Below are 11,580 nucleotides of genomic sequence, written 5' to 3'. Positions count from 1 at the left end.
CTATGTGGTATTTTGCCTGGATCCTCGGCGTCTTGTTGGCCTGTAGCTTCGGCATCATCAACGTCATGTGGCTCGAAGCCACCGACACGCTGGATAAGGAGTCCGCGGGTGACCGCTGAAGCCACACCGCGGTTGCGACGAGCCAGCAGCAGGGTCTTGTCCCTGCTGCTGGCCGTTCCATTGAGCCTGATTCTACTGATCCACCCCATCACCATCCTCAACGCCCAAGGTCACTACAACCACAACCTGCTGATGCTGGTCATGTGGGGCGTGGCCGCAGGGTATGTGCACGGCGTGGGCTTCGACCCGCGTGCGCGAGTGTGGCAAGTGCTGTTTCATCCGCTCGTGGCCTGGGGGCTGATGACCTTGGGCTATGCGGTGATGTGGGTGCATTAGGGATACTTAGATGGACGCCGCCTTTTCCAGTCACCTTTTCCGCAGAACGAGGACCTGCTGGCCGTCCTCGCGGGCTGATCCGCCGCGACACGGCGGGTGACCATCGTCAACCTGGCCATGGCCGCTGCTGATGCCCGGGGACCGTCGGTGGCCCCGGGCGTCGACTGCCAGAACGGACCGAAGATCCGGCGGTGTGTGGTAATGGGGTGGCCCCTCGCGGTTGCCGGTTTGCTCCATCGTTCTGCAATGCCGCCAAGGGCGGTGGCCAGCAAACGCGGAGAACACACCTACATGCCTACATCCACTGACAGTGAAGTTTCCCTTGAGCCTCCCGAGGAGACGGGGGCGTACTTCGAATGGTTGATCGACACGCTGCTCATTGAATTTGATGACGCCGACATCGAACCGATTTGCGTGGCCAGTGGTATCGACGACCCCGTGTTGCACCAGGTCTATCCCCAGGCACGGCAGCCCCCGGCCTTTTTGCTCGATACCGTGGAGCGCTTCCGGCTGGACAGGGAGATCAGGCGCTTCATCGAGCATCCCGAAGACGAGACGCCGGCAAAAGACGCCGATGTACAACGCTATCTGCAACAAGTGGGACTGCAACTGATCTGGCCCACTTCACGGGTATTGCAGTTGTTCGAAGCGGGAGCCGCCAACCGGGTCGAGTACCCGCAAGACAGCGCCGAGGACTTGCCGCGAATCTCGGTGAGCGAGGCTCAATTGATGGCCGGCGATCTGTGGATCAGTGTGCTGAATCATCTGGACGACGAGCAGATCAGGGAGTGGCTGGGGGGCGACTACGCCTCGGCCGCAGACCGCCTGTTGGCGTTGAGGCGCAAAGCCGGCGAAGCCCTTGCCCGGCGCAGGAACGAAGTGTTCGACATCTGTTATCAGTTTCGGCAGCAGTCGGGCGATCCCCGGGTGCGGCAGGTCAGAAGGTTCTTTGCCGATCTGCCGACCTCCATGGTACGAGAGCTGATCGCCCGGGCTGACGAGGACGAGCTTCGTCAGTTGTCCACGGCGCAGGTGGCACCCCCGCGGATGCTCCGGGATGCGCTGTGGTATCGCCAGCAGTTGCGCTTGAACCGCGCGTACGAGGGGCTTTACCTGGCGTCGGCGGCTGGAGAGGACAGCGATGTGCTGGTGCTGCACACCCTGGAAACCTTGCCTTGCTGGCCCGGCTGCATGCGCATCGAGGTGCGCCAGGACAGCCCCGCGGGGGCCTTGCTGGACAGCATCGGGCTTGAGCAGGCCGAGTTGCAGCGGGTGCTGGTACGGGCGGATGGGCGCTATCGGGTCTACAACGGCCTGGGCCAATCATTGGGTGAGGCAGTGGATATGGTCACGGCCTTGCGGGCGGCCCTGCCCAAGTCGGTGCGCAGGACACTGGACATGCCGCTTGAAGCCGATGCCAGTGTATTGAGGGCCCTGCTGGTCGATCACACGCCGTTGCCACGCGTGCAATTGCTCGCGGCGTTGGGAATGACTGCCGTATCGCCGCCGGTGGCGGCCATGGCAGGGCTGCCTTCGTCGGCCAGGGGCTTGCCGTCGAGCAGGTGGCCGTCGTGAAAGGCTTTCGGACGGTTGGCGGTGGTGTTCCGGGCCCAGCGGTTGAACGGTACGAGCGCGCGGAAGACCCGTTGATCGCCGTACAGCAGGTAGTCAAGGTTGGCTAAGCCGGCTCTCGAAGTACTGCGCGGTCTCTTTGTCGGTGCAGTACAGGTAGCACCCCTTCATCCCGCGAGTCATCAGCGTTCGGTACGTATTCTTGATGATCAGGTCTGTTTCTTTTTTTGCCAGAGCAGGTTGTTCCTTCATCATTTTTTTCCAGCCGCGAATCGATTTATCGTGTTTGTCGCGCTCATCCGGTGATGTCACAACTTGGCCATCACGTACGACTAGATCTGGCCCGATGATAACTCCGATGTAGTCGACTTCCAGACCTTGGCAGGTATGAATGCAGCCAACCTGTTCGATGGAATTCTCAGCGATGATCCATAGGCTGCCATCCTGATCCAGGTTCCATTGGCGATTGTAGTCACCGATAACGATATCGGCGGCATTGGGGGCTTTCTTGCTCAACCAAGGCCAGCAGTAGCCCGCGACTACGCGAGCCTTGTTTGCGTGGTTTTTCTCGTCGATGGCTTCATGCATCGCCTGAGGTGAGTTGAACACCTTAAACTCGTATTCTGTGGCGTCGAGCGTCGGATTTGCCGTTGGGCGAATGCCCAGCATGTCATCCAACCACGCCAGATAGCCGTCAGAGCCACTGCAGCGAAACTGCGAAGACAGTGCGTATTCCTCAACTACTGCATCCTTGGCCTTGGCAAAGGCACGTATGGCTTGTTTGCTGCCTATATCACTCAAGGTGACGCGCTGGTCTTCATCAATGAAGAAAATTGAGCATTTGGCTGAGTCGATCAGCTCCTTGATCTGGTTTTCGCCAAGATTTCCATAAAGCCCGCTTTTCTCATTCAGCCGGTGAGCTTCGTCCACGATAAGCGCATCGAATGTGTTGGGCTCAGTGTCGATGAACGCCCCAGAGCCTGAAAAGAAATTCGAGAAATGGCTGCGTTTGATGGTGCCAACCAGTTTGCTTTCGTAGACCTTGCGTGGGGCGGCATTCTTCGAGACATATTTGCTTAACAGCCTCAATTCTGTGAGCCTCACCAGCAAATTGATAGCCAGAACAGTTTTCCCGGTACCCGGCCCCCCTTCAATGATCAGCACCTTTGGCGCTTGGCCCGAGGCCTCGCTTGCTGCCGCAAGCGCCGACTCAAAAATTGTTTTCTGATCGTCAATCAATACGAACTCTGGCTTGCCTTTCATCAGTCCACCGAGGGCTTCGGCTAGGGCTTTGGACGGGCGAATTTTTCCATTGGACAGCTCGTAAAGAACCTCCTTGTTGTCACCGTGAGTAATATGTTTTTTCAGGAAGCTTCTTAGTTTGGTGAGCTCTTCCGGGCCTTTCAGAAACAGTGGAGCTTTGCTGATGTGAGATTCGTAGTGAGCTGAGTCTATGATGCCGTCGCTGACGTAGTTATGGAGGTAGGCACATGGACGGATTTCGATGCTTTTGTCATACACGGCCTCGTTGAAGCCTTCCAGCAGCGCTGCGTATGACCATACCTGATAGGACGGGTGAATGGTCTCAACGAGGCCGCCACCCAAGGCCGTTTTGACGATGGCATCCTTGGTCGTGGCGTTGGCTTTGCTCCATTGCTTCAATTCGATCAATACGGCCTTTTTTGCCTGGTTTTCGTCGCGACCGGTGAGTAGAAAATCGATTCGCTTCGACGACTGCGGAATGTGCAATTCGATGGCCAGGCCTGCGTCGCTCGGCAGTCCCTCATCTCTCAGGACCTTGGCCATGTACGTTAGGGATCCTTGCCACGACCTGATTTCCGAGGTCCCCACGCTCTTGCCGGTAGCTTCCTTGTAATGCCTGAGGATTACCTCCTCAATGTCATCGTTATCGTTGTCTTTAAGAAATTGCTGTTTGGTCGCAGCGTAAACGATCACGGCTCGTCCTTAGATTCGGGTTGATCAGAGTTGGTCGTATTTCTTGCTGCTACTTCTGGCTTTATCCACGGGATATTTCTGGCCGTTCGAGGCGAGTTTCCGTGTCACCGCTTCGTTGAGGTCTACGCCGAGTACGCTGCTCAGACGAACCAGGTACATCAGTACGTCAGCTAATTCGTCTTTGACGGCTTGACCGATTTCGGGATTTTTTGCGGAGGATAGGGAATCGGCATCGCTCATCCATTGGAAAATCTCGCACAGCTCTCCTACCTCGCCAGTGAGAGCCAAGATGAGATTTTTGGGGGAGTGGAACTGCTGCCAGTCGCGATCATCTGCGAAACGCTGAAGGGATGCGGCAAGCTTCACTACGTCAACCAGTGGCGCTGATGAGCTGTCTGAGTCACTCACGGGGCTATCTCTTGGGGGCAAAAATTTTTTTGGAAATTCAGCCTTGGATTGTAAGAGATTTCTCTGTTTGCACAGGTTTTTTATATTTTTCTCTCACACCCTGTATGCCTGCCAAGCCGTCGAGAGACCAATTGATGTCCTGAACGATCAGGACAATGGCCGTGTTCGAAAACCGGACGGATTTATTTTGTGGAGTATTCGCTTTCGACCAATCGTGGCTTTCTCATCGGTGGTTTTTGGTCAAAAGCAAATATTTAGTAGTAGGCAGATAGACCCATCCGACTTTCTAGGGGGAGCTTTTGTAAGTCAAAGAGGCTGGCAACGCGAACACGTTGCCGCCTAAATGTTCAGCGGGGCGATGGACTGCGTGAGCTCCGGTATTGCACCGCGATCAGTCGTTGCTGTAGATGGCGTAGAAAACCAGCTTCGAAGGCCTCGCGCCGATCACCTTCCGGATAGTCACGACGAGCTTTGATCAGTTCCCACCACAGAGGCTGGGTGGTTTGCCGTTCTACCCAACGCCCGGCGCAACGTGCGCCGCTGGCGATTTCCTGGGCGAACTGCTTTTCCCAGGGTGTGGGGCTTCCAGGCAGCGGATCGGTGCAGGCGTTGAAGCGGGTGGTGGCGATTGACGCGAGTGAGGGGGGGTGACGTTGCCGGAGGAGCGCCATGTCATAAAAGGCGATGGCATCCATGATCAGTTTGTTGCCTAGCTCCTTTTGTTGTTCATCTTGAAAGGCCAGGGTTCGGGCACCGTCCAGACACAAGTGGGCAGCACGGCGTAAATGATCAACTGCTTCGCCAGTGTCCAGGAAGGCGAATTTGATCAGTGCGGGTGTGGGTAGGCGCGAGAGCAGTGAGCGATCAATCATGGAGGCAGTCTCCGTGGTCGGGTCGCATGAACGCCAAGTAAAGTGGGTGGTGCCCGGGCGCGAAAGGGGGGGAGGCCATTCTCCTTATCTCCATCGTGAGGTTAAGGAACCGACACCCGCCGATCTGACGCGGTTGGGGTGGCGGACCGCACGGGGGTCAGAATCCGGCTCACGAAGGAACGCCGGCCAGGCCGAAGCCTGCCCCGCGCGGTCCACCATATGAGCGAAGCAACCGAACGCAAAAATGCGCCGACTCCATCGCTACGGCGCTACCGCGCCTTCGTGAGGTTTACAGGTTCTGACACCCGGTCACAGGTATGCCCGTGACTCAAGAAGCCTAACGAAGGGGGGAGCATTGCTCAGTCGGTCATGGACCAAGGCGGCGTGCGAAGTATCCGATAATTTTGTAGGGGTGTCTTGTTGGCGGGGTGGGATCTGTTTGTCGCATTTTGTTTCTTGGATGGAGAAACAGGGCGCTCACGCCAATCCGTTGGGCCAGGGTCGAATGTGGGACGGCCAAGCCGGTTCGACCGAAAATCAGCGGCTAAGCGCAGAAAATCGTTGTGGGCGAGTGAGCGGTCCAGAGCTTCCACGAAGGACAGCTTTAACCCGAGCCGCAGCCATTTCAAGAGCCAGGGGGCCTGCTGCATAGACAGCATCAACCTGACGGTCACGTGAGCTGTTTTTAAGGCTCATCATCTCCGCAACGCTGAGGTCTTTTGAACGCTGGCGGCCATTGATCATGACAAAGGTGCCTAGATTAAAGTGGCGAAATGGGAATGGATCTATTTATTGTCGTGCAATGACGGGGAGGCTCAGCCTCCCCAGGTGCAGAAGTCCTCGTTAACTCGTTACTCCCGCTGGTACGTCCTCTATCACCGAGTCCACCAGCCGTTGTGCCAATTCGATCAGATGCACGACACCCATCGCCACCTTGCGGTTGGGCCCGGTGAGATTGTCGGCATTTTCATAGGCCGTGGCGGCAGCGGACTCGAGGATCGAACTGGCGGTTATCAGGGTTTCTTCGCGTTGTGTATTGGATGATGGGGGATAGGGGGATTTGACCATTGCAGTAACTCCTGGTGTAAAGAAGAGCCACTAACGGTTTCCGGGCTGCTAAACCCGATCACTGATTTGCAGTGATGGGCCGAAGATTAGTCAGCGGAATTGGCAGGCGCAAGCGAACGGGAGTTTCTAGGAAATTTCAGGCAAGGGAAAGGGAGTCGTCTTGCAGGGTGTGAAAAATGGCTCTGGAATAGCGCGGGTTTTTGGTGAGGGGAGGCGGTTGGTGCGAGGGGTTGTAGCAGGAAGATTGAGGTTGTTGCGGATGGCCTCATCGCCAGCAAGCCGGCTCCTACAGGTGGGGCGGGTGTGGCTCGAAAAGTCAGGGGGCCAGATGCAACAAAGCCCGCACAAGGCGGGCTTCGTTTTGCTTCGTTTGGTGGAGCCGGGGGGATTTGAACCCCCGTCCGCCAGTACTCCGCTGTCGGTACTACATGCGTAGCCGTGTCTATTAAGTTAACCCGCAGCGACCCGACGGGCAGGGTGCTTTGGGCGAGTTGTGTAAGTTTTAGCCGATTCGTCCACAACGTACTGCACGGCGATTCTGTTCTATATGACAATCATTTTGGGTTTACAGACATCCCCTGATGATTGCTGGCACCGAAGTAGCCAGGAGGAAGGCTAGCGCCGCTTACGCAGCGAGAGCTTGTTCCCCGTAATGGTCGTCATTGGCAACTATAAGTAGTTGCAACAGTGGATTTACGAGTTCTGTTACCAACTCGGCATGCACCTAGAGTTTCGCGACCGGCGTCGAATCCTAAACGGCCCCGTGCCTGCTGTACGTAACCAGCAGGCCTGCGCAGTGTACGCCAATCTGGCTCGCAAGGCCATCCCGACGCACGGCTGGTTTACTAGCCGCCTTTCTGGCTGTTACGGATTTCCAGAATCGCCCGGTCGGTGATAGCGACGCAGTCTTCGGAGCCTTTTTCGGTTTTTTGCGCCTCGGCGGCTTTCGCCTGTTGCACGCTGTTGTCGAGGTTTTGCTGCTGGCTGGTGGACGGCAGCTGGGCCCTGGCATTGCTGAGGGTCTGCAGGTTGACCTGGCACTCATCCTTCGGCGAGGCAAACGAAGGCCCGGCGAGTACGGAAGCGGTGACGAAGAGACCCAGCAGTACGGAACGGTTCATGTGTATCTCCTTGAACTGAGTGATCCGATGTCATCGATCACCAGCGCAGACTGTCGAATTAGAAGAAGTCCCGTTTTCACGGGACCTTCTCTGTGGACTACCGGCGCTTGCCAAGGTTCTATTTATTATCCGTGTGCCGACTTGGCCCGGGTCACCCGATCCACCAGGTACACCAGCCCGTGGTAGTCGATCCCGCCATGTTGGCTCAGGCCGATCTCGCAGGTGCGGCTGGTGGAGATCCCCTCTTCGCAATACTGCACCGCGTCCTTCAAGGTCCGCAGCGAGTGGGCATTCAGCTCCGGGGTGGTGAAACCCTTGTCGCCGGCAAAACCACAGCAGTGAATGCCTTCCGGAATCACCACGTTGTGGCTGCAACGTCGCGCCAGGTCGATCAGCGCCTGGCTCTCGCCCAGGTGCTGGGTGCTGCAGGTCACGTGCACCGCAATCGGCGCGTCCTGCGGCGTGAATTCCAGCCGCTCCACTAAATGCGTGCGGATGAAGCGCACCGGATCGTAGAGGTCGAGGCGGGTGTCACCCAGGTCCTGCACCAGCCGCAAGGTGCACGGGCTGGTGTCGCAATAGATCGGATCGAGACCGCCGCGGCTGGCATGCAGCAGCGCGCCGATCAACTCCTGGCGTTTGTGCTCGGCCTGTTCGGCGTAGCCCTTGGAGGCGAATGGTTGACCGCAGCAGAGCTGGTCGGTGTTGTCCGGGAACACCACCTGGTAACCGGCTTTTTCCAGCAGGCCGCGAGTCTTGTCCAGCAGCGACATCTGCTCCTTGTCACCCGCCGCCGGGCCCATCACCCGTGATACGCAGGCAGCCAGATAGACCACCCGTGGTCGCTCGTCGCTGACCGCCGGACTGAAGCGCACCGCGCGCTCCGGTTGCGGCATGGCGCTGGTCCATTGCGGCACGCGGCCCTTGGACAGACGCGTCAGGCTCGATGACAGCTTCGCCAGGCGCGGCGCCCCAAGCAGCATGCGTGCACCGTTGGCGACATGCAGGGTAAAGCGCGCACCTTGCAAGACCGTGGCGAAATGCGTGCCGAGCCAGTCGGCGGTTTTTCCATGTGTGGCCTGCTCGCCCCGCAGCTTTTTCACCAGTTCGCCGGTGTTGATACCTACCGGGCAACGTTGCGCACAGAGCCCGGTCGCGGCGCAGGTGTCGATGCCTTGGTACTGATAGGCGGCCTCCAGTTCCGTGGTGTCCACCCCGGCGCGTTTTTTCGCCTGGATATCCCGCCAGATCACGATCCGCTGGCGCGGGCTCAAGGTCAGTCCCTTAGACGGGCAGACCGGTTCGCAGAAGCCGCACTCGATGCACTTGTCGACGATCTCGTCGGCGGCAGGCAGCGGTTTGAGATGCTTGAGGTGAATCTGCGGATCGTCGCTGAGCACCACGTCCGGGTTGAGAATGCCCTGGGGATCGAGCAGGCGTTTGATGGCCCACATCAACTGGTAGGCGTCGTGGCCCCATTCCAGTTCGACAAAGGGCGCCATATTGCGACCGGTGCCGTGTTCGGCCTTGAGCGAGCCGCCGAATTCGACGGCCACCAGATGCGCGACGTCCTCCATAAATGCCTGGTAACGGGTCACTTCGGCGGCGCTGTTGAAGCCCTGGGTGAAGACGAAGTGCAGGTTGCCTTCCAGGGCATGGCCGAACAGGATCGCTTCGTCGTAGTGGTGCTTGTCGAACAGCGCGATCAGGCGGTTGACGCCGATGGCCAGTTGTTCGACCGGGAAGGTCACGTCTTCGATGATCACCGTGGTGCCGGTCTTGCGCACGGCGCCGACGGCGGGAAAGGTGTCCTTGCGGATCGCCCAGAGCCGGGCGTTTTCGGTCGGGTCTTCGGTGAAGTCGACCTGTTTTTCCACCGGGAACGACGCCAGCGACGTCATGATCTGCCGCAGTTGTTCCTGCAACAGCGACGAGGATGCGGCGCGGGATTCGATCAGCAGGGCGCAGGCACCATCGGACAGTTCGCGCACGAACGCCGGCATGCCTGGTTTGTCTTGTACCGAACGCATGCTGCGGCGATCGAGCAGCTCCACGGCGGACACCGGCTGGCTTTTCAGCACGGTGACGGCGGTGCAGCAGGTCTCCACATCGGGGAAGACGATCAGCGCCGAGGCCTTGTTCGGGTGATCGATCACCGTGTCGTAGGTCACTGCGCTGATAAAGCCGAGGGTCCCTTCGGAGCCCACCAGCAGATGGCTGAGAATCTCCAGCGGCTCATCGAAATCCACCAGGGCGTTAAGGGACAGGCCGGTGGTGTTTTTCAGCCGGTACTTGTGCCGGATCTTTGCCGCCAACTCGCTGTTGGCGCGGGTTTCCCGGGCCAGCACCGAAAGTTGATGGAGCAGCGGGCCATGGCTCTGGCGAAAGGCCGCGACGCTGGCCGCATCCTCGGTGTCCAGGCGACTGCCGTCGGCGAGGACCAGGCGCATCCCGGCCAGGGTGTGGTAGGTGTTCTGTGCGGTGCCGCAGCACATGCCGCTGGCATTGTTGGCGACGATGCCGCCGATCTTGCAGGCGTTGATCGAGGCCGGGTCCGGGCCGATCTTGCGCCCGAACGGCGCCAGCCAGGCATTGGCCTGGGCGCCGATAACGCCGGGTTGCAGGCGGATCTGCGCACCTTGACCGCGAATCTCCCGACCGTTCCAGTGGTCGCCGAGCACGATCAGTACCGAGTCGCTGATGGCCTGGCCCGACAGGCTGGTGCCGGCCGCGCGGAAGGTCACCGGAACCTGGTCGCGGCTCGCCAGCTTGAGCAGGGCTACCACTTCGTCTTCGGACTCGACGCGGATCACCAGCTTGGGGATCAGCCGGTAGAAGCTGGCATCGGTACCGAAGGCCAGGGTCGAGAGCGGGTCGTCGAAACGGCGCTCGCGAGGGATCAGGCGTTCGACCGCGTGGAGGAACGGTTGGGGCAGGTTCATGCAAACTCCTCACGGGGTCGCGCGTCTGGTGCGCTACGTGCCCCGTTCAATCAGGCGGTGATTCGTCGGGGCGCGATGTTCAGGCGCCCAGTTCACGAACCAGCGAATCACGGTTGATCTCGCTGATGGACTTGGCGCCGGTGAGCACCATGGCCACGCGCATTTCCTTCTCGAACAGGTCCAGCAGATTCTTCACACCCGCTTCGCCCGCGACGGCGAGTGCGTAGAGGAATGCGCGGCCGATCAGCACGGTGTCCGCACCCAGGGCGATCATGCGCACCACGTCCAGGCCGCTACGGATGCCGGAGTCGGCGAGGATCTTCAGGTCGCCTTTCACCGCATCGGCGATGGCCGGAAGGGCGCGGGCGCTGGACAACACGCCGTCGAGCTGGCGACCGCCATGGTTGGAGACCACGATGCCGTCGGCACCGAACTTCACCGCATCCTTGGCATCCTGGGGATCGAGTATGCCCTTGATGACCATCGGCCCTTCCCAGAACTCGCGGATCCACTCCAGGTCCTTCCAGGAAATCGACGGGTCGAAGTTGGCGCCCAGCCAGCCGATGTAGTCGCCGAGGCCCGTCGGGTTACCGCGATACTTCGAGATATTGCCCAGGTCGTGGGGCTTGCCCATCAGGCCCACGTCCCAGGCCCACTGTGGGTGAGTCATGGCTTGCCAGACACGCCGCAGCGGCGCGTTCGGGCCGCTCATCCCGGAATGCGCATCCCGGTAGCGGGCGCCGGGCACCGGCATGTCCACGGTAAAGACCAGGGTGGTGACCCCCGCGGCCTTGGCGCGCTCCAGGGCATTGCGCATGAAGCCGCGGTCCTTGAGTACGTACAGCTGGAACCACATGGGACGGCTGATGGCGGGGGCCACTTCCTCGATCGGACAGACCGACACGGTCGACATGGTAAAGGGAATGCCCTTGGCCGCCGCCGCGCGGGCCGCCTGAACCTCGCCGCGACGGGCATACATGCCGGTCAGGCCGACGGGTGCCAGGGCCACCGGCATGCTCAAGGTCTCATTGAACAGCTTGGTTTCCAGGCTCAGCTCGGACATGTTCTTCAGCACGCGCTGACGCAGGGCAATGTTCGCCAGGTCCTCGACGTTATGGCGCAGGGTGTGCTCGGCGTAGGCGCCGCCGTCGGCATAGTGGAACAGGAAGGGCGGCAGCTTGCGTTGAGCGGCCGCGCGGTAATCGGTGGAGGCGGAAATAATCATGGGGGCTCGCAGCGTTGGTT

At 59.6% G+C, this 11,580-nt stretch carries 10 protein-coding genes and 1 other RNA gene; 3 read left to right on the top strand and 8 right to left on the bottom strand.

Annotated elements, in window-relative coordinates:
* Window positions 1–2: 2 nt before the first annotated feature.
* The 3 genes from cydX (at window position 3) to CWE01_RS06040 (ending at window position 1,971) form a co-directional block, all read left to right on the top strand.
* Window positions 3–119, top strand: a complete 117-nt coding sequence (cydX, locus tag CWE01_RS06050; protein WP_100939626.1) for a cytochrome bd-I oxidase subunit CydX — start codon at window positions 3–5, stop codon at window positions 117–119.
* Window positions 109–396 (top strand): cyd operon YbgE family protein, encoded by a 288-nt coding sequence (locus tag CWE01_RS06045; RefSeq protein WP_218274274.1) that lies wholly within the window; start codon window positions 109–111, stop codon window positions 394–396. The genes cydX and CWE01_RS06045 overlap by 11 nt, the downstream gene beginning before the upstream one ends.
* A 291-nt stretch (window positions 397–687) precedes the next feature.
* The gene (locus CWE01_RS06040) at window positions 688–1,971 is read left to right on the top strand and encodes a hypothetical protein (RefSeq protein WP_157815187.1); all 1,284 of its coding nucleotides are present in this window, start codon (window positions 688–690) and stop codon (window positions 1,969–1,971) included.
* A 93-nt stretch (window positions 1,972–2,064) separates the two neighbouring features.
* Here CWE01_RS06040 and CWE01_RS06035 read toward each other — a convergent pair whose 3' ends face one another.
* The 8 genes from CWE01_RS06035 to lldD form a co-directional block, all read right to left on the bottom strand.
* Window positions 2,065–3,924 (bottom strand): DUF2075 domain-containing protein, encoded by a 1,860-nt coding sequence (locus tag CWE01_RS06035; protein WP_100939624.1) that lies wholly within the window; start codon window positions 3,922–3,924, stop codon window positions 2,065–2,067.
* 24 nt (window positions 3,925–3,948) lie between these two features.
* Window positions 3,949–4,332, bottom strand: a complete 384-nt coding sequence (locus CWE01_RS06030) for a nucleotide pyrophosphohydrolase (RefSeq protein ID WP_100939623.1) — start codon at window positions 4,330–4,332, stop codon at window positions 3,949–3,951.
* A gap of 347 nt (window positions 4,333–4,679) precedes the next feature.
* Window positions 4,680–5,204 (bottom strand): LasR-specific antiactivator QslA, encoded by a 525-nt coding sequence (locus CWE01_RS33540; protein ID WP_177410454.1) that lies wholly within the window; start codon window positions 5,202–5,204, stop codon window positions 4,680–4,682.
* An 843-nt stretch (window positions 5,205–6,047) separates the two neighbouring features.
* Window positions 6,048–6,272 carry a DUF6124 family protein gene (locus CWE01_RS06020; RefSeq protein ID WP_100939622.1) on the bottom strand — a complete coding sequence of 75 codons (225 nt, stop codon included), beginning with the start codon at window positions 6,270–6,272 and terminating at the stop codon, window positions 6,048–6,050.
* A 371-nt stretch (window positions 6,273–6,643) separates the two neighbouring features.
* Window positions 6,644–7,035, bottom strand: a transfer-messenger RNA (tmRNA) gene (gene ssrA, locus CWE01_RS06015).
* A gap of 82 nt (window positions 7,036–7,117) precedes the next feature.
* On the bottom strand, window positions 7,118–7,393 hold the full coding sequence (locus CWE01_RS06010) for a hypothetical protein (RefSeq protein WP_100939621.1): 276 nt from the start codon (window positions 7,391–7,393) through the stop codon (window positions 7,118–7,120).
* Window positions 7,394–7,518: 125 nt separating this feature from the next.
* A complete protein-coding gene (locus CWE01_RS06005) occupies window positions 7,519–10,335 on the bottom strand; it encodes an FAD-binding and (Fe-S)-binding domain-containing protein (protein ID WP_100939620.1) in 2,817 nt (938 codons plus the stop codon).
* Window positions 10,336–10,414: 79 nt separating this feature from the next.
* The gene (gene lldD / locus CWE01_RS06000; RefSeq protein ID WP_100939619.1) at window positions 10,415–11,560 is read right to left on the bottom strand and encodes an FMN-dependent L-lactate dehydrogenase LldD; all 1,146 of its coding nucleotides are present in this window, start codon (window positions 11,558–11,560) and stop codon (window positions 10,415–10,417) included.
* Window positions 11,561–11,580 lie beyond the last annotated feature (20 nt).

The sequence above is a fragment of the Pseudomonas sp. QS1027 genome (assembly GCF_002814235.1).
Taxonomy (GTDB): domain Bacteria; phylum Pseudomonadota; class Gammaproteobacteria; order Pseudomonadales; family Pseudomonadaceae; genus Aquipseudomonas.
This window is presented reverse-complemented; position numbering and strand designations above follow the sequence as displayed.